Source organism: Bradyrhizobium sp. sBnM-33 (genome assembly GCF_032917945.1).
Lineage (GTDB): Bacteria > Pseudomonadota > Alphaproteobacteria > Rhizobiales > Xanthobacteraceae > Bradyrhizobium.
Window position 1 is genome coordinate 4,892,645 of sequence record NZ_CP136624.1, and the last position, 18,142, is coordinate 4,910,786.

Genomic DNA, 18,142 nt, shown 5'->3' on the forward strand with positions numbered 1-18,142 from the left:
CCGATTTTGGCCTTAATGTGCCTTGCCGGACACGGTTTTGGCATCTGCCGGGACGACGTGGACCACACGGTGGTGATTGTCGCGGAGGTAGCAGAAAGGCCGGCAGCATCGCCGCGGTCGGCGCCTTCGGACGTGCAGCAGGATGATGCCCTTGCGGGCAATTTCAGCCGGTCGGTGAGCAGTTTCAGTTGCTGCGCCGGCGTCATTGGATTCCAGTCGCCGGCCCAGAGATCGGCGCCGAAACACGGCGATGCCACGCTTTTGCAAGATCTCCAGCGTGGCGGGCGTCGTTCCAAAATAGAGGAAGCGAAAGAACGGTGAGGTCGGGTCGTGATGGCAATGTCGCGACCGCCGGGCACAGCGCCGCGCCGAATTTCCAGGTCATTTGCTATTGGCGATATTTGGCATTGCACATGGCGCAGCCGATTGGGTAATGCGTCAAGCGTGGCTCAGACGAGTTCGCTCATTCTGTCAAACCGGCGAGGCGCGGCATGGCCGATAAGATCGACGTTGCCCAAGCCGCGGAAGCGCGACCGGGTCAGGGATCGGTGCTCGACCATCTCCTGATGCGGGACGAGGAGGGGCAGCTCCGCCGCGAGTTTGTCGAGGAGATTACGCGCGCAATCCATGCTGCCGACCGGCCGTTGTTGTGCGAGGTGGTCGCGGAACTACACGAGGCCGATCTCGGCGATTTGATCGCGGCCCTCGAGCCCGAGGACCGTGTCACCCTCGTCGAGATCACGGGCACCGATTTCGACTTCTCGGCGCTCAACGAGGTCGACGACGCCGTCCGCGAGGAGATCCTCGAGGAGCTTGAGCCGGAAACGGTTGCCGAGGGCGTTCGCGAACTGGAGTCCGACGACGCCGTCCAGTTGCTCCAGGGCCTCGATGAGGAGGACCAGGAAGAGATCCTCGAAAGGCTGCCGCCGCCCGAACGCGTCGCGATCGAGCGCGTTCTGCTCTATCCGGAAAATTCCGCAGGCCGCCGGATGCAGACCGCGTTTATCGCGGTGCCGCCGGATTGGACCGTCGGGCAGGCGATCGATTACATGCGCGACACGCCCGATCTGCCCGACCGCTTCTACGAGATCTACGCGATCGATTCCGAACAGCACTGGCAGGGCGCGGTTTCGCTCGACACGCTGTTGCGGGCACGCCGCCCGGTGCCGCTTGTCGACCTGATCGAAGAAGACCGCCGCCGCGTCTCGGTGCTGGACGACCAGGAAGAGGTCGCGCGGATGTTCGGGAAGTATAATCTGGTCGCGGCTCCCGTTGTCGACACTACCAACCGGCTGGTCGGCGTCATCACCATCGACGACGTCGTCGACGTGATCGAAGAAGAGGCCGATGAAGACCTGAAGGCGCTCGGTGGCGTCACCAGCGACGAACAACTGTCCGATAACGTCTGGACCATCGCGCGTGGCCGATTCAACTGGCTCTTGGTCAATCTGGCGACCGCCTTTCTGGCGTCCTCCGTGCTCGGCCTGTTCGAGGGCCAACTCGAGAAGATGGTGGCGCTCGCCGTGCTGGCGCCGATCGTGGCGAGCCAGGGCGGCAATGCCGCGACCCAGACCATGACGGTGGCGGTGCGGGCCTTGGCAACGCGCGAACTCGGTTCCAACAACGCGTTCCGCGTCGTCATGCGCGAGGCGATGGTCGGCCTCGTCAACGGGCTCGCCTTTGCTGTCATCACCGGTGTTGCCGCAGTGGCGTGGTTCAAGATCCCCGGCCTGGGCGTTGTGATCGGCCTCGCCATCATCTGCAACCTCGTGGCCGGCGCGCTCGGCGGCATCCTGATCCCGATGGTGCTGGACCGGGTGCGCGCCGATCCGGCGGTGGCGTCGGGAACTTTCGTCACGACCATCACCGACGTGGTCGGCTTCTTCTCGTTCCTCGGCATCGCCACGCTCTGGTTCGGGCTGAAGTAGCGCCTCATTTATCGTTAATCGGACCTTAAGGCGCTTCGCCGATGATGTTGGCCCACGAGGTCAACATGCAGCGGTTGCGGCTGAAAGCAGACGGACGGATCGTCGAACTGCGTGACGGGCAGGAGTTCCCGCTCGCGCCGACGATGCCCGGGCTCGCGCTGGCGACGCCCGGCCTCGCGGTGGCGCCGCGTTCGACTGCGACCGTCATGCCTGACGCAACGCCGGGTGAAACCGCCGCGCGGCCCGCGGTGCGCGATCTGCGCCGTCGTGCGCAACTGACGCAGCTCGAATTTGCGGCACGGCTCGGCGTGCCCGTCGAAACCATACGGAATTGGGAGCAGGGCAAGCGCGTGCCGCGCGGGCCGGCGCGGGCGCTGCTCGCGGTGATTGCCCACTCGCCGGAGACCGTCTTCGCAGCACTCGCCACGGAACCGTCGCCAGCCTAGCTCTTGATTTGGCGCGTTTTCTTCACGCGAGCCCGAATTCGCTCCGCTCGAAGCGCTATCTGTTGGCACGGCTGTTTCCACAGCCCATAATGGGGGCCGGTCCGCGGATACAACCAATGCTGTTTGTCGAAGCCAATGGCGCAAAAATTCCGGCGATCGGGCTGGGTACCTGGGAATTGCGTGGACGTACCTGCGCGCGGATTGTTGAGCAGGCATTGCGGCTCGGCTATCGCCACATCGACACCGCACAGATGTATGACAACGAACGCGAGGTCGGCGAGGGGCTGCGGGCCGCGGGCGTGAAGCGCGATCAGGTTTTTCTCACCACCAAAGTCTGGCCCTCGCATTTCGCGCCCCACGATCTGGAACGCTCTGCCAAGGAAAGCCTGGTGCGGCTGCGCCTGACCGAGGTCGACCTGTTATTGCTGCACTGGCCGAACCCGCAGGTGCCGCTGGTGGAGACGCTGGGTGCGCTGGCACGGGTCAGGCAGCAAGGGCTCGCGCGGCATATCGGCGTGTCGAATTTCACCGTGGCCCTGATCGAGGAGGCGGTAGCGGCATGCCCGGAACCGCTGGTCTGCGACCAGGTCGAGTATCATCCCTATCTCGACCAGACCAAGGTGAAGGAGGCTTGCGCACGTCACGGCATGGCGCTGGTGGCCTACAGTCCGATCGTCAGGGGGCGCATCAAAGGCGATCGCGCGATGCAGCGGATCGGCGAACGCCATCGCAAGACGGCGGCGCAAATCTGCCTGCGCTGGCTGGTGCAGCAGGGCGTAGCGGCAATTCCGCGCACCTCGAAACTCGAACGGCTCTCGGAGAACATCGAGATCTTCGATTTTGATCTGTCGGACGAGGACATGCAGGAGATTTCCGCCATGGGCAGCGCCGGCGGCCGGCTCACGGATTTCGGCTTCGCACCGAAATGGGATTGAGGAGCCGCGCCGCCGACCGCTATGCTGGCAGGCCAAGGAATATCGAACATCGTTGCGGATGCGATGGAGCTGCGGCGGATCATACCCTCTGACATCACGGCGTCGGCGATCGCGCATGTGTCGCTGCTGACGCTGGTGCTGCTGTTTTCGGACGTGCATCCGTTCGGCACGGTGACCGCCGAGCAGGTCCCGGTCGAAATCGTCATGCCGCAGGAAATTCCCGAGCCGCCAAAGCCGGCGGAACAGCAAGCCGCTGAGACCAGGCCGGAGCCAGCGCCAACCCCGCAGCCTGATTTCTCGCTGCTGGAAAAGCCTGCCGCTGCCAGTCCACCTCCGCCGTCAGAGCAGCTACAGCCGCGGTCACAGCACCAGGCAGCACTCGCCACGCAACGCGCGGCCGAGCCGCAGCCGGTTGCGTCGCCGCTGCCACAATCGGCGGCACCGGCCTACACGCCGCCCGAGCCGGATATCTCGATCAAATATCAGGTGGTGCTGGGCTTGCCGCCCGACGTCTCGCTGCAGCCGCAAGCTTCGGCGCAAGCCCGCAACAAGGACGACGATTTCGATGGGCCGGCGACCGAAGCCGCCGACATATCGAGCTCCGTGATCGCGGAATTCCGCCGGCACCTGAAGACCTGCTTGAAACTGCCGAACTCGGTGTCGGGCACCGACGACGTCAAGGTCAAGCTGCGTGTCCTGATGGCGCCGGACGGCAGGCTCGCCGCGGAACCGATCCTGATCGAGGCCAGCGCCTCCATGAAGGGACCATTGCTGATGCAGGGCGCCGTCCGCGCGCTTTCGGCCTGCCAGCCCTATGCCATGCTGCCGGTAGATCGCTACGGCGAATGGAAGGTGCTCGACCTCAGCTTTACCCCGCAGGATTTTACAAGCGGCTAACATTTTCACGAATGCCGCCCGGTTCGGGAGTCCCGATCCGGACGGCATCAATTCGCTTCTCAGTCCGGTTTTCAGTCCGGATTTTCCTGCAGCGCGCGCCGGATCGCCATTTCAACCGGCGAATATTCGCCGTCCTCCCGTTCAAGCCGGACAGGTTCGGCCGGATGCAGGGGCGGCTGCGCCATGAAGCGCAGCCTCGAACCCCGGTGCGGCTGCGCGGCATGGATCAGGAACGGATGACACAAATAGACCGTGCCGGCCTTTCCTACGGCCAGCGCTTCCGGACGCTCGGCCGCCACATCAGCGAGCATCAGGTGCGACATGCCGGCATCACCAGCAGGTTCGAGCAATCGCGCCATATCGAGGTGCGAGCCGACCCTGATGCGGGTCGGCGTATCCAGTTCGCCAATATCGGAAAACAGGAAGAGCATCAGCAGCGCGCGGCCAGGCGATGTCACGTTGACCCGCCACGAGGCGAAATCGTTCCGCTCGTTTGGATCGTCCGATGGGCCGGGGAAGCTGAGGTCGACGTGCCAGCCAGTATCGCCGGGATCTTCGGCATGCGGGAAGCGCACCGGAAAACTGCCGAGGTCCGCGCGTGGTCGCCAGCGGCCGCTTCCGACGAGCTGGTCGAAGGCAGCGTGGAGCACCAGCGTGTTCACCGCTTTCCGAAACGGCTCCTGTGCGTAATAGCCGAGCCGGATCACCGGCCGGGTCCAGGTTTTCTTGTCGCAGGGATCGCATCCGGTGTCGCGCCAGAGAATGGCGCGGCCTTGCTCGGCAAGCTGCTCGGGGAAAGCGTTGTCCAGCCGGACAAACCCGTCTTGAACAAACTGATTCAGTTGTGCGTCGCTGAGCGCGCGCACGTGTCGGATTGTATTAGAAGGCATGAAATCCTCATATCACTTGGCCAGCCGACATCATCGCGTGTCGCGAGGATGGTTGGCTCATTCGGTCCCTGAATCGCGCTGGCGCCGAAAACGGCACGAACGCGTCGTTTCCGCCCGCTGGCGCGGGCAGGCCGTTAGCGGCTGAGGAACAAGGCCGAAGCGATATTGAAGATGCGGATCATCATCATGGTGGCCGGAGGGATAACACGCGCGGTTTGAGGCATCAATAAAGCCGCCGGCTCATCAGTTCCCCATCGCTCGCCACGCGTTCGACGCAAACTGCCGCCGCCAGGTCACGATCACGACGAGTGCGGTCGTGATCAGCAACACCCAGGGGCTGACGAACCAGCCAAGATAGCCGAGCGCGAAGAAGAACGCGCGCTGGCCGCGGTTGAAATGCCGCCCCGCCGCCTCGAATAGGCGCGTCGTGCGCATGACGTGGGCTTCTGCTTCCGCCGTGTCGCGCTGCGACGAGGGTGGCATCGCGCCGAGCAGGATCGCGACATAGTTGAACAGGCGATACGACCAGGCGAATTTGAAGAAGGCGTAGATGAAGATCAGGATCAGCCCGACGCATTTGATCTCCCACAGCGCCGGCGAGGGGGTGAGATCGACCGGCAGCTCGCGAAGCACGGCCAATGCATCGTTGGTCGCCCGCAGCAGCGCCAGTGCGCCGCCGATCGCGATCAGGCTGGTGGAGGCGAAGAAGGCGGTGCCGTTCTGCAGCGAGGCCATGATCTGCATGTCGACCATCCGTGCCTCGCGGTCGAGCATGTTGCGCACCCAGACCTCACGGTACGCATTCATGCGCGCCGACAGGCTGTCGCGGCCGTAAGCCGTGTGTTCGAGCGTGAAGCCATAGGCCAGCCACTCGACGACGAAGAAGGCGACGGCGGCGATATCGACCCAGTAGGTGCCCATGTGGCGGCATCCCCGATGATGGCTTGTGCGATCGTGATGTACAGGTTGGACGTGTGCGGTGCACTATGGCAAGATGCCGGTCCAAACAGGATTTCCCCGCAAAATGTTGAAACTGGTCATCGGCAACAAGAACTATTCGTCATGGTCGATGCGGCCATGGCTGGCGCTGCGCGCCAATGACATCCCCTTTGAGGAGGTGTTCATTCCGCTCTACACCAACGACAAGGCGGACAAGGACCGGATCCTGAGCTTTTCGGACTCAGGCAAGGTGCCGACGCTGATCGATGGCGACATCACGGTGTGGGATTCGCTCGCAATCATCGAGTATCTCGCCGAGAAATACCCGCAGGCGAAGCTGTGGCCGGAAGACCGCGCCCGCCGGGCGCATGCGCGTTCGATTTCGGCGGAAATGCATTCGGGATTCATGCCGCTGCGCAACGAATGCGGCATGAACCTGCACCGCCCGATCGGTGCCGTCGATCTGTCGGAGGATGCACGCGCCAATGTGGCGCGCATTCAGGAGATCTGGTCCGATTGTCATCGCCGTTACGGCAAGGACGGACCGTTCCTGTTCGGAGCGTTCGGCGGGGCAGACGCGATGTTTGCGCCGGTGGTGCATCGCTTTCGCACCTATGCGATCGAGGTGAGGGGCGAGGCGAGGCACTATTTCGATGCGATGATGTCGTTTCCGGCATTCCAGGAATGGACCCGCGCCGGCCTTGCCGAAACGCTCGTCATTGACCGGTTTGAGACGGTCTGACGAAGGGCGCGACGCAGGCGCGGTTGGGGGCGCATGGGCCTGCCCGCGAGCCCGTGGCACTCGATCAATCCTCCGTTAGTTGTCCGATATTGGGAAAAGCGGTCCCGGCGCCGAAAGTGAGGTTTCTCGGGGGAACCCCAGGATTGCCACTTATCGCCCTGAAAAACATGCAGAATTGCGCATTTGCCATGCCTCTATTCCACTGGCTTTTGGGGGCTAGCCTGTGCTAGGTTGTCGCGGGGTTCTCAAGTCGGCCGAAAGCTAGCGGGACCGTGAGCGCGGCCGGCGTTCTTGCGTAATGGAGAGGGCGTTGAAGCATAAGTACTCCGTTGGAGAGACTGTCTATTTTACTGCCAGCAACGTGGCCCGTCCGGCCGCCAGCGGCACCTATGAGGTGATCCGGCTGCTGCCGACCGATGGCGACGACTGTCAGTATCGCATCAAAAGCTCGACCGAAGCTTTCGAACGGGTCGCCAAGGAAAGCCAGCTCGCGATTTCCTGAAACAGTCGTGTGCAAGCAGCCGGCTGACGGAGTTCCATTCAAAGCGCCGTCAAAAGGCCCCGTTCGCAGAACCATTCTGCCGAAAAGCGAATGCGACAAAGACGCATTCGTGTTTCGATCGCGTTTGATGCTGCGTTGAGGGACACTGCGCATGAACTGGGCCTGGGCTGCTTCGCTGGATCAGATCTGGCGCTCGCCGAACCTTCCACTGTACCTGACGCTGGCCACGGCCGGCTTTGTCGGGCTCGTCGTTCTGATTACGCTGCTGCGCTCGGAGAGATCCGTGGCCAACGGCGTGCTGGCGCTCGTCACGCTGCTTGCGATCGGCGTCGCGGGAGCTGTGACCTTCCGCGGCTTCGGCACGGCAAACGCGGTTCAGCCGACGGAGGCTCGCCCGGTTCTGACAGCCACCGCCGCATTGCCGCAGCTTTCCTGTATCGATGAGCTCGCCGGTGATGCCGTCCTCACCGCGTGCGAGAAGGCGCTGTTCGGTTCGGCCGAGTCGGTGGCGGCGGCGGTTGCCTACGCCGCCTCGCAGATCACGCTGTTGACCTCGCTGGGCGATGTCGTCACCGCGAACAAGGGGGGCGGCTCCGACTTGCTGGCGCTGCGCCGCGCCGTCGAGCGCGACCGTTACGGGCTGATGGCCTATGTGCTGACGGTGCGTGACCGCTGTACGCCAGCGGCCTGCCGCGCGTTCCGCGCGCTGACCGACACGCGTCAGGTCGCGGCCAACATGGAAGACCGTGTCTACGAGAGCCTGGTTATGCGCCATGCGGCGTCGTGGAATGCGCCGGCGCAGACCGCGACGGCGGGCCTGGTTGCCGCGCTGCCGCCGTCGGTGCCGACAGGGAAGCCGACCAATGCCGAATTCCCGACCTCAGCTTCGACCCCGCCAGTCAGCATCATGACGCCCGAGCCGCCGGCGAAGCCGTCGCCACCGGCCACAGCTGCACCGGCATCGGCGGCGGCGCCGCGACCGGCCGCGGCGCCGCCGCCGGCACCATCAGCGTCACCCTCTCCAGCGCTAGCCGCCGCCAAGAAGCCGCCACCGCCGCCGAAACGGCCGTCCACTGCGGCACCGGTCCAGCTCGCGCCGTCGGCTTCAGGGGCTGCCGACAACGAGCAGTGATCTCCACAACGAGTGACCTTTTCAAAGTGCGCCTGGGCCGCTACATCGGCGGGATCATGCCGCTTCATCTCATCAAGCTCGCCGTTGGCTGCGAGTCGGTCAAAGAACTCAAAGGATGGGTTGCCGAACGCATGGCAACCGCCAAGAAAAAGGGCCTGCCGCTTCGTCACGTCCACGTCACACGGATGACGCCCAAGCGCGACGGCGAGATCCTCGCCGGCGGTTCGCTCTATTGGGTCATCAAGGGTGAAATCGCCGCGCGCGAAAAGATCATCGCGATCGAACCGTTCCGCGACAAGGACGGTATCGGGCGGTGCCGCCTGGTGATGCAGCCCAGGGTGTTTGCCGTCTCGCCGCGGCCGATGCGCCCGTTCCAGGGCTGGCGCTATTTGACCGAGGACGCAGCACCCCCGGACCTCACCAAATCCTCCGCCGCCAGCGTCGCCGCGATGCCGGAACCGATGCGGCGCGAATTGCGCGATCTCGGGTTGCTCTGACCGGGGCTGCGGCTATGCACCAAAGCGTTTTCCAGCGAAGTGGATACCGGTTCGCGTCAAGAAAACGCGTCAAAACAAGAATCTAGGCCCGGCTCTGATTCAATCAGAACCGAAAGGCTCTAGACACCGATGTTATCGATCAAGCGGGTCGTGTCGAGCTTCGCGGCGACAAGGATCCGCACCGGTCCTTCCTTGACCGATGCGATCGGCGCCAGCGTCCCGGCGTGCCGGGCCTCGAAATAGTCCAGCGCGAAGCCCGCGGCGGTGATCAGTTCGCGGCCCGCCGCCATCGCGGCCTCGAAATCCTCGCCGGCCTTCAGCCGTTTTGCGCTTTCCTTCATGGCGCGATAGAGCGTCGGTGCCGTCTGCCGTTCCTCGGCCGAGAGGTAGATGTTGCGTGAGGACATCGCCAGCCCGTCGCGTTCCCGCACGGTGCGCGAGCCGATCACCTTGACGCCGAGGTCGAGATCGGCGGCCATCTGAGTCACCACCCGCAATTGCTGATAGTCCTTCTCGCCGAAGATCGCGATGTCCGGCCGAACCTGCGTGAACAGCTTGCCAACCACGGTGGCGACGCCGCCGAAGAAATGCGGCCGGAAACGATCCTCAAGCCCGGCGATAGCCGGACCTTCGGGCACGATCCTTGTCGCGAAGCCGTCCGGGTACATCGCTTTGACGTCCGGATTCCAGACCAGGTCGACCTTCTCGGCGGTGAGTTTGGCAAGGTCGGCCCTCCAGGTGCGCGGATACGAACCGAAATCCTCCGTCGGCGCGAACTGCGTCGGGTTAACGAAGATTGAGACGACGACTTTCTGTGCGCGACGCTTGGCGAGGCGGACCAGCGACATGTGTCCGTCATGAAGCGCACCCATGGTCGGCACCAGCGCGACGGCGGCTTTGCGGGCGCGCAAGGTCTCGACGGCGCGGCGTAATGCGGGAACGGTACGGACGACCATGGGACTTCGCGACATCTTGCCTCGATCTCTTGCAGCTTGTGACGGGGTGAGGGGCCGGTGGCCCCGATGCTTTCGGCGGGCGGGCCGACCTTATAAGGCCCGAGCTTTGCCGCCAAGGTTACTCGGAATGACAAGCCTGCGGCAGCTCAACGCGAAAGTTAGACGTGCGCGCCTCGCTGATTGAAACAATGCGAGCCGATCGCGCAACGGAACGAAATCCGCACCATCGGATTCATGATTAAGACACACCGCGAGCGAATCGAATGCGTCGTCACGCATTTCACTTGACCGCAGCCGCGCTGTGATTTGAAGATATCGTGCGGGGGTTGAATCATGTTGCTTCAGGCGAGTCAGGGTCAATTCGGTTCGGCGCATGTCGTCGTGCTCGGCAACGAGAAGGGCGGATCCGGAAAATCGACCACCGCGCTGCATATTGCTGTTGCCCTGATGAAGGCCGGGCAGCGCGTCGCCACCATCGACCTCGACTGCCGCCAGCAGAGTTTTACCCGCTACATCGCCAACCGGAGCGCGTGGGCGCGCCGCACCGGTCTCGATCTCGAAATCCCCGTTCACTATTGTATCAAGCTCGGCGAGACGATGCAGATCGCCGACAATGAAAACTCGGAGTTCCAGCAGTTCGCGGCGGCGGTCGGCACGGTCGAGCGCGCCTTCGACTTCATCGTCATCGATACGCCCGGTTCGGACTCCTACCTGATGCGGCTGGCGCATTCGATGGCCGACACGCTGGTGACCCCGATCAACGACAGCTTCCTCGATTTCGACGTGCTCGGCACTGTCGATCCGGCCACCTATTCCGTAACCGGCGAAAGCCACTACGCCGAGATGGTCCGCGACACCAGGCGCAAGCGCCGCCAGCTCGATGGCTCCACCACCGACTGGATCGTGGTGCGCAACCGCCTGTCGATGATCGGATCGCGCAACAAGCAGCTCGTCGCCGACAGCCTGAAGGACCTTTCGCTGCGGCTCGGCTTCCGTGCCATCGATGGATTCGCCGAGCGGGTGGTCTACCGCGAATTCTTCCCGCGCGGCCTGACCGCCCTCGACGACATCGACGAGGCTACCCTCGGCACCCGCCCCAGCATGGGCCACATCACGGCGCGCGAGGAAGTGACCAGCCTATTGCGCCAGCTCAAGCTGCCGCTCGACGAGCGCGGCCGCCGCCGCGCCGCCAACCGCGCCGAATGGTTCACCCAGGTTGACAAGCCGCTCGAAGTCCACGACATCATCGGCGACATCATCAGCGCTTGACCGCCATCGGCCCGCTTTGCCGGCCTATCGCGGCTGGATCACCGTCATTTTGAACGGACCGCTGTGCGCGGCGGCATGCGCGACCGCCTCGTTGGCGCGGTCCAGATCGAACGCGGTGATCTCAAAATGATCGAGATCGACCAGGCCGGCACTGATCAAGCCGGTCATCAGCACGGCCGCATGCGGTGGGTACATCCATTGCCCCCGCAGGGTGATGCAGTTTCGCATCATCCAGGAGTAGGGCAGGTCGAGGCCGGCGCCCCCGAGCATGCCGACGCCGCCCATCAGCACCACCCGCCCGTAAGGCCGCACCGCCATCATGGCGGTGCGCACCTGCGCGGCGTTGGCCGCCGGCGGGAGGATGTCGAGCACGCAGTCGATCGGGCCGGGCGCCGCCTGCAGGATGCGGTCGTGATCGTCGGCCTGGTGGCCGCGCATCGGCACGGCTCGGACACGCGCGCCGAACCGCCGCGTCAGCTCAGCCAGCGCCTGCTCGTTCCGCCCGGTCGCGACTACGCATTGCGCGCCCATCCCCAATGCGACGGCGACGGCCGCACTGCCGAAGCTGCCGGTGGCGCCGTTGACCAGCGCGATCTCTCCGGCCTGCAGTTGTGCGGCAAGGAAGCCGCCGAAGGGGGCGAGCAGGGTGCCGAGCGCACACCAGCGGCTTGCGTCCTTCTCGTCGATCTCGACGATCGGAACCGCGTTTTCGGTCGGCACGCGCATCTGTTCGGCCCAGGCGCCGTTGTGGAAATACCGTTGCAGGTGCAGCCCGCCCTCGCTGCCGGCGGTGAGCCCCTGCAGGGCGATGTCGGGCGATAGCGCATTGTCGTGCGAGCGCACTGTCGGATCGCAATAGACCCAATCGCCGGGCCGGAGGCGGGTCGCGTCGGGGCCGGTGGCACGGACACGGCCGATCGCACCCGGGCCCGGCACCACGGGTAATTCCAGCAGGTATTTTCGCTGCCCGCTGAGGACCTCGTTGGCATGGGCCAGCACGCGGCTCGCGATGACGTCGACGATAACCTCGCCGGTGCCGAGCAGCGGGTCGGGAAGCGTCTCGATCGCAAGCGGCGATCCGAACGCGTTCAGAACGGCAGCCTTCATGGGGTCTCCTCGTTTCGACGAAGTCGCATTCTCGCACCCCAACAAGACCTGGTATCATCCTAGGATTGGGACCCTTCTACGGAGCGCCGCGCGCATGGCAGAACCAGGCACGAATTCAAGGCAAAGCGAACTCGGAGACTTCCTGCGCTCGCGGCGGCAGAAACTGACGCCGAAGGCGGTCGGCCTGTCCGGCGGCCGGCGGCGCACGCCCGGCCTGCGGCGGGAGGAAGTGGCCGACCTCGCCGGTATCGGCGTCGACTGGTACATCCGACTCGAGCAGGGACGATCCGTCAGCCCTTCGGCAGCAACGATCGATGCACTGGCGCGCGCGCTGCGGCTGACCAGGGCCGAACACCGGCATCTGAAGGAGCTGACGCAAAATACCGACCGGCGTGCCTTTGTCCGCGAGACCGTTCCGTCCGCGGTCCGCCGCACGGTCGAGCAACTCAACCTGCCGGCCTATGTCACCGGCCGACGCTGGGACATTCTCGCCTGGAATGCGGCCGCCGACGAAATCTTTGCGTTCAGCCGGCTTGCGGAAGCCGATCGCAACAGCCTGCTCTCGGTACTGACCAATCCCGCGAAGAGGCGGCTGTTCGGCGCGTCATGGGCGGATGAGGCCCAGCGCATGGTTGCCCAGTTCAGGGCGACGCATGACCTGTGGGCCGGCGATCCTGCCTTTCGCGACCTGCTGGCGCGCCTGCGGGAAGGCTGTCCGGAATTTATTGGCTGGTGGGAGGCCCATGACGTCAGCGGCGTCGCGGCAGGACGGAAATCCTTGACCCATCCCAAAAAGGGGCAGCTCAAACTGGAGTATGCGAGTTTCCAGGCCAATGACGACCCGGCTTTGAAGCTTGTCATCTACACGACGGTTTAAGTCCCCTCTGGGACCCGCCGCGGGTATTAACGCACCGTGACGCACTGTGACGCAGCGGTTCCCGGGAACCGGCCCTGCAGTACGCCGTTTCCATTAGACTTTTATCGGATGCTCGAACCGAAGCTTGAAAGGAGGCGTCATAAGTAAAAAGGAGGCCGAATTTGTGGAACCGAGCGGCTGCACAATAGATGAGTGCATCGCACAACGATCAGGCGGTCAATACACAACATTTAGCCTTTATGTCACGCCATCGTGACATATATCATCAACAAGGGACCGAAAGAGTCTCAAACAGGGTTGGGCCCCACGGGGCGCGAGGACGAAGACAAATATGAAACGTGGAATTCTCGTTCTGCTTTCACTCTCGGTGCTGGTCGCTGTCGCGTATTTCACCGCGAGCAAGTGGGCGATCCGGCATGAGACTATCGCGTTTCATGATCCCGTCCGCGACAACCGCTTGGTCGCGGTGCATATTGCCGTCCGCCGCGACAAGGAAATGCAGGCCAATGCCGGCTTGATCAACCTGCCGGTTGCGATCCTCAATCACGGTAACACCGTCAAGAACACCGAGTATTCATTCCTGTCGAACGTGTTCGCCTGGCGCGGCTATCTTGCGGTCAGTCCGCAGCACGATCTGCCGACCGATCCGCCGATGGTGACCAAGATCGGCGAGCCCTATGTCGGCCGTCTGCCGCAGATTCAGCGCGGCGTCGCCAACATCCATTTCGCTATCCACGAAATGAGGAAGGTCCAGCCCAACGCCGACTATGAGAAGGTGACGATGGTCGGCCACTCGATGGGCGGCGACATCTCGATGTATTTCGCCAAGCAGTATCCCGACGAGATCAAGAAGGTCGTGACGCTGGACAATCTGCGTGTGCCGTTCCTCACCGAAGGCAAGTTCAAGATCCTGTCGTTCCGCTCTACGGATACGCATTTCAAGCCCGACCCCGGCGTCGTGCCCGACGACGAGCAATGCGAGCAGGCCGGCATCACGGTCGTGAACACCGGCTTCCAGCATAACGATATGCGCGACACCGGGCCTGACGCGGCCAAGTCCTCGATCCAGTCGATGCTCGACAGGTTCCTTGACGAGTCCGACAGGAGCGCGCTCAAGCCCGTGCCCGCCAAGGTGCCTGACGTTCTGACCAGCAGCCCGGGACCGGTGCCGCTGTCCGTTCCGCTGGCCAGCAATCCGCCGCCGAAGAACAAGCCAGTCACGAACTAGACAACCTACCGCTATCGTGCATTTGCGGCTGCGTCATGAGTTGGCGCATTGACCCGCTGTAGGCGCCGTCCCAAATAGAGCTTGCTGTTACTCGCGAGCGCTCATGGCCGGCGAACCCACCAAACCCAAATCGGCAGACGATGTTGCTTCGGCAAGAGCCGAGGCGCGCAAAGGCGGCCCGTTGCCCGAGACCAAGCCGTCGGCGTCGGAGGACATCGCAGCCTTCGTGGCGAAAGCGCGCGCGATGTCGCCGCACCGCCCGGACGCCAGGGGAAGGCTGGTGTTTGCGCTCGACGCCACCATGAGCCGGCAGCCGACCTGGGACATGGCCTGCGCGCTGCAGGCCGACATGTTTCGCGAGGCGGCCTCGCTCGGCAGCCTCGATATCAGGCTGGTCTATTACCGCGGCTTCAACGAATGCCGCGCCACGGGCTGGATCTCCGATTCCGCGCAATTGGCACGGCTGATGGGCAAGATCGATTGCCGGGGCGGCAATACCCAGATCGGCAAGGTGCTGTCGGAAGCGCGCCGCGAGGCGGTGGCGTCCGGCGTGCGCGCCATGGTGTTTGTTGGCGACGCCATGGAGGAATCCGTCGACGACCTCTGCGCCAAGGCCGGCGAGCTCGGCCTGCTCAAGGTGCCCGTGTTCATGTTCCAGGAAGGCCACGATCCGACCGCCGAGCAGGCGTTCCGGGAAATTGCGCGGCTCACCGGCGGCGCATGGTGCAGGTTCGACCCCGGCGCCGCGGCGCAGTTGCGCGAGCTGCTGCGCGCCGCCGCAGCCTACGCTGCCGGCGGGCGCGAAGCGCTGCTGCGGCTGTCGAAGACCACAAGCGGCGCGGCCGCACTGATCGGGCAGATGAAGTGATTACGACTTTGGTTTGCGACCGGGCGAGCATCATGCTTTTCGTCTGCGGGATCGCTATATTAGAGCCATGGCAACCCTGATTGCCGGCGTCGTCGCCGTTGTCGTTCTGTACTTGCTGCTGCAGATGTTTCGTGCGGCCAACCCGGTCGTGCTTGCGCGCGCTATCAAGATCGTGGGCGGCGTGGTGGCGCTGGCGGTCGCAGCTTTCACCGGGCTGCGCGGCGAGCTCGCGGTTGCCATTCCGCTCGGCATCTTCGGCGCCGGCCTGCTCGGCTGGTCGCCATTCGGGCCAGGCGGCTTCAGCAATATCGGCGGGATCTTCGGCGGCGGCGCGCAGCGTTCGTCGGGGCAGACCTCGCGCGTCCGTTCGCAGTTTCTCGACATGAATCTCGATCACGACAGCGGCGAGCTGTCGGGGCGGATCGTGGACGGGCCGAATGCCGGGCGTTCGCTCGGCGAATTCGACCTGCGGCAATTGATCGCGATGATACCGACCTTCGACGCCGAGAGCGTCGCGTTACTTGAAAGCTATCTTGACCGCCGGTTTCCCGCTTGGCGTCAGAACGCGCAAGGCGATGCGGCAGGGGGGCAGCGCCGCACGGCGGCGAGCGGAAAAATGACGGACGAGGAAGCCTATCAGATCCTTGGCTTGCAGCCGGGGGCGGGGCGTGACGACATCAGCCGGGCGCACCGCGCCCTGATGAAGAAACTGCATCCCGACCAAGGGGGCTCGACGTACCTCGCTGCCCGCGTAAACGAGGCCAAGGATACTCTTCTTCGCACGCATCTCTAGCTACTCCGGCTCACGCCACCGACGCTACAAACCGCGAGTTGCTTCCGTTCTCTGACTGACGCCCATATCGCCCGCCGTTGTCCGGCGCGGTCGATCGTTCATTGCAGGGAAACCTAACCGGAAATCCTTGACGAGAAGTTTTCGCGGACCGCCTTGAGCGTGATCTCGCGAGCGCCGTCGCGACTGTGTTTGGAAAACAACAAAGCCGGCGCTTGCGGCGCCGGCTTTGCCAAATTCAAAGAAACGTCCCGATCAGTTGCGAACGGTGATGCAGGAAATATCGGCGCGCTTGAGGGTCTTGCATACCGCTTCGGCCTGATCGCGCTCGAGGCCGGCGAAGCGGGCCCGGTAGAGCGTGCGGTTGTCCTTGGCGACCACGGGCTCGGTGAAGGGATCGGCCTTGCTGAGCAGGGCGCTGGCCTTGGCGCGGGCGAGATCGATCCGCTGCTTGGCCTCGCTTTCGCTTTCAAGCGCACCCACCTGAATGATCCAGCCGGTGCGGACCACCGCCGGCGCGGCCGGCTTGATGGCGCTGTTTTGCTGCACGGCCGGCGGTTGGGCGTGGGACGCCGGGTCGGCGTATGCCAGCGCCTGCGAGTGCGTGGCTTGCGAGGGGGGCTGTGTCAGGCTGGAAGCGGGCAACACGCCGAGCACGCCTTGTCCGGTGCCGTGATTGGCCGGCTGCGGCGGCATCGCGACCCTGGCGGCTTCGGCCTTGGTCTCCGCGGCCTTTGCGACGACGGCGCTGGAGGTCTCGGCGATTTCAGGGCGGGCCGGAATGGTGTTGGTGATCGGCGGCGCCGCGGGCTGCGAGGGGCCGGCGGAAGCGAGCTTCATCGGCCCGGCCTTGACCTGAACTGTCTTGACCTTGACCGGCTTCATCGGCTCAGCCGAGCCGGGGATCGCTGAGATCGGCTGGGTCTGGATGACGCCGTTGGTCAATGGTGCGGGTTCGGGCCTGCCTTGCGGCTCGAATTTGTTCTGTTCGACCTTGGCGGGCGAAGGGGGCAGGGCAGCGGCGGCCGCCGCCATCAGCGACGGCTTGGCCGGCGCGATCGAGCGGGTTGTCGGCATGGCGGCGAGCCCCGGTTCGGCGGCGGCGAGGGCACCGCCGGACTGAGCCGTTTCGGCCGGACGCGCAACGGTCTCGGCTGCGGCGACATCGACGGTGCCGTCGGCGGGATTGCGCTCGGTGATCGCGGCAACGGTGCGCTTGGTCGCGCCCTTCTCGAGGTTTTCGGCCAGCAGGTTGCGCATGGTGGCATCGCGCGAACCGCCGCTGCGGCCGCCCAGCACCACGCCGATCAGGTGGCGGTTGCCGCGGCGCATCGAGCTTACGAGGTTGAAGCCGGACGCGCGGGTGTAGCCGGTCTTGATGCCATCGACGCCTTCGACATTGCCGAGCAGGCGATTGTGATTGCGGATCGATTGTCCGCGATAATTGAACACCGAGGTCGCGAAGTAGCGGTAGTAGCGCGGGAAGCGATCCTGGATCGCGCGGCCGAGGGTCGCCTGATCGCGCGCGGTGGTCAGTTGCTCGTCGTTAGGCAGGCCGGAGGCGTTGCGATAGGTGGTCTTGCTCATGCCGAGCGCGCGTGCCTTGCGCGTCATCAGCCTGGCGAATTCGGCTTCATCGCCGGCAATCGCTTCGGCGACCACCACGGCGGCGTCATTGGCGGAACGCGTCACAAGGCCCTTGATGGCGTCCTCGACCTTCAGGGTCTGGCCCGGGCGCAGGCCGAGCTTGGTCGGCGCCTGCTCGGAGGCGTGCTCGGAGACCTCCATTTCGGTGTCGAGCTTCATCTTGCCGGATTCCAGGCGCTCGAACAGCAGATAGAGCGTCATGATCTTGGTCAGCGACGCCGGGCGCCGGATACCGTCGGGATTGTTGGATGCGAGCACCGCGCCTGAATTGCCGTCGACGATGATGGAGGAGAATTGCGGGCTGTAGCTTTCGCGCACGACGTGATGGTGCCGACGGTGCTTGTGGCGGCGCGCTTCGGCGCTCTCGCTCGAGATCAGTATTGCTGTCGTGAAGGTAACGAGTCCGAGGACGCACACTCGCAGTGCGCGCGAGGAAGCCAAGGTTGTACGAAGCATTTACTTCCCCGTCCCAATTTCTGTCTTGATCACCGG

Annotated in this window: 18 protein-coding genes and 1 pseudogene; 13 read left to right on the top strand and 6 right to left on the bottom strand. The window is 64.3% G+C overall.

Annotated features, from left to right (window positions below; translation table 11 throughout):
* Positions 1-12: 12 nt before the first annotated feature.
* A pseudogene (locus RX328_RS43805) lies at positions 13-327 on the bottom strand (polysaccharide deacetylase family protein); the annotation flags it as partial.
* A 164-nt stretch (positions 328-491) separates the two neighbouring features.
* Here RX328_RS43805 and mgtE point away from each other — a divergent pair.
* The 4 genes from mgtE to RX328_RS22730 all read left to right on the top strand — a co-directional run bounded on the left by mgtE (position 492) and on the right by RX328_RS22730 (position 4,206).
* Positions 492-1,928 carry a magnesium transporter gene (mgtE, locus tag RX328_RS22715; RefSeq protein WP_213254408.1) on the top strand — a complete coding sequence of 479 codons (1,437 nt, stop codon included), beginning with the start codon at positions 492-494 and terminating at the stop codon, positions 1,926-1,928.
* Positions 1,929-1,993: 65 nt separating this feature from the next.
* Entirely contained in the window at positions 1,994-2,374 is a 381-nt protein-coding gene (locus RX328_RS22720; protein WP_213254468.1) for a helix-turn-helix domain-containing protein, read from the top strand.
* 116 nt (positions 2,375-2,490) lie between these two features.
* Entirely contained in the window at positions 2,491-3,309 is an 819-nt protein-coding gene (locus RX328_RS22725) for an aldo/keto reductase (RefSeq protein ID WP_213254406.1), read from the top strand.
* 21 nt (positions 3,310-3,330) lie between these two features.
* Entirely contained in the window at positions 3,331-4,206 is an 876-nt protein-coding gene (locus RX328_RS22730) for a hypothetical protein (protein ID WP_249726952.1), read from the top strand.
* A gap of 71 nt (positions 4,207-4,277) precedes the next feature.
* Here RX328_RS22730 and RX328_RS22735 read toward each other — a convergent pair whose 3' ends face one another.
* A complete protein-coding gene (locus RX328_RS22735; RefSeq protein WP_213254404.1) occupies positions 4,278-5,096 on the bottom strand; it encodes a phytanoyl-CoA dioxygenase family protein in 819 nt (272 codons plus the stop codon).
* Positions 5,097-5,339: 243 nt separating this feature from the next.
* Entirely contained in the window at positions 5,340-6,017 is a 678-nt protein-coding gene (locus RX328_RS22740; protein ID WP_213254402.1) for a DUF599 domain-containing protein, read from the bottom strand.
* A 103-nt stretch (positions 6,018-6,120) separates the two neighbouring features.
* Between RX328_RS22740 and RX328_RS22745 the strand changes: the two genes are divergently transcribed.
* The 4 genes from RX328_RS22745 (at position 6,121) to RX328_RS22760 (ending at position 8,908) form a co-directional block, all read left to right on the top strand.
* The gene (locus RX328_RS22745; protein WP_213254400.1) at positions 6,121-6,777 is read left to right on the top strand and encodes a glutathione S-transferase family protein; all 657 of its coding nucleotides are present in this window, start codon (positions 6,121-6,123) and stop codon (positions 6,775-6,777) included.
* Positions 6,778-7,075: 298 nt separating this feature from the next.
* Positions 7,076-7,279 (top strand): hypothetical protein, encoded by a 204-nt coding sequence (locus RX328_RS22750; RefSeq protein WP_108517906.1) that lies wholly within the window; start codon positions 7,076-7,078, stop codon positions 7,277-7,279.
* 151 nt (positions 7,280-7,430) lie between these two features.
* Positions 7,431-8,411, top strand: a complete 981-nt coding sequence (locus RX328_RS22755) for a hypothetical protein (protein ID WP_317258493.1) — start codon at positions 7,431-7,433, stop codon at positions 8,409-8,411.
* 56 nt (positions 8,412-8,467) lie between these two features.
* On the top strand, positions 8,468-8,908 hold the full coding sequence (locus RX328_RS22760) for a DUF1489 family protein (protein ID WP_213252074.1): 441 nt from the start codon (positions 8,468-8,470) through the stop codon (positions 8,906-8,908).
* A 119-nt stretch (positions 8,909-9,027) separates the two neighbouring features.
* Here RX328_RS22760 and panC read toward each other — a convergent pair whose 3' ends face one another.
* Positions 9,028-9,879, bottom strand: a complete 852-nt coding sequence (gene panC / locus RX328_RS22765; protein WP_213252066.1) for a pantoate--beta-alanine ligase — start codon at positions 9,877-9,879, stop codon at positions 9,028-9,030.
* A gap of 318 nt (positions 9,880-10,197) precedes the next feature.
* Here panC and RX328_RS22770 point away from each other — a divergent pair, with 318 nt between their 5' ends.
* Entirely contained in the window at positions 10,198-11,133 is a 936-nt protein-coding gene (locus RX328_RS22770; protein ID WP_213252065.1) for a division plane positioning ATPase MipZ, read from the top strand.
* A gap of 24 nt (positions 11,134-11,157) precedes the next feature.
* Here RX328_RS22770 and RX328_RS22775 read toward each other — a convergent pair whose 3' ends face one another.
* Positions 11,158-12,240, bottom strand: a complete 1,083-nt coding sequence (locus tag RX328_RS22775) for a zinc-binding dehydrogenase (RefSeq protein ID WP_213252064.1) — start codon at positions 12,238-12,240, stop codon at positions 11,158-11,160.
* Positions 12,241-12,334: 94 nt separating this feature from the next.
* Here RX328_RS22775 and RX328_RS22780 point away from each other — a divergent pair, with 94 nt between their 5' ends.
* The 4 genes from RX328_RS22780 (at position 12,335) to RX328_RS22795 (ending at position 16,006) form a co-directional block, all read left to right on the top strand.
* A complete protein-coding gene (locus tag RX328_RS22780) occupies positions 12,335-13,117 on the top strand; it encodes a helix-turn-helix transcriptional regulator (RefSeq protein ID WP_213252063.1) in 783 nt (260 codons plus the stop codon).
* Between the two features lie 331 nt (positions 13,118-13,448).
* Positions 13,449-14,345, top strand: a complete 897-nt coding sequence (locus RX328_RS22785; protein ID WP_213252062.1) for an alpha/beta fold hydrolase — start codon at positions 13,449-13,451, stop codon at positions 14,343-14,345.
* 103 nt (positions 14,346-14,448) lie between these two features.
* Complete coding sequence (locus tag RX328_RS22790; protein ID WP_213252061.1) at positions 14,449-15,213, top strand: VWA domain-containing protein; 765 nt, start codon at positions 14,449-14,451, stop codon at positions 15,211-15,213.
* Positions 15,214-15,280: 67 nt separating this feature from the next.
* Positions 15,281-16,006, top strand: coding sequence for a DnaJ domain-containing protein (locus RX328_RS22795; RefSeq protein ID WP_213252060.1), 726 nt, complete (start codon positions 15,281-15,283; stop codon positions 16,004-16,006).
* A gap of 252 nt (positions 16,007-16,258) precedes the next feature.
* Here RX328_RS22795 and RX328_RS22800 read toward each other — a convergent pair whose 3' ends face one another.
* A complete protein-coding gene (locus RX328_RS22800) occupies positions 16,259-18,106 on the bottom strand; it encodes a D-alanyl-D-alanine carboxypeptidase (RefSeq protein WP_213252059.1) in 1,848 nt (615 codons plus the stop codon).
* Positions 18,107-18,142: the final 36 nt, after the last annotated feature.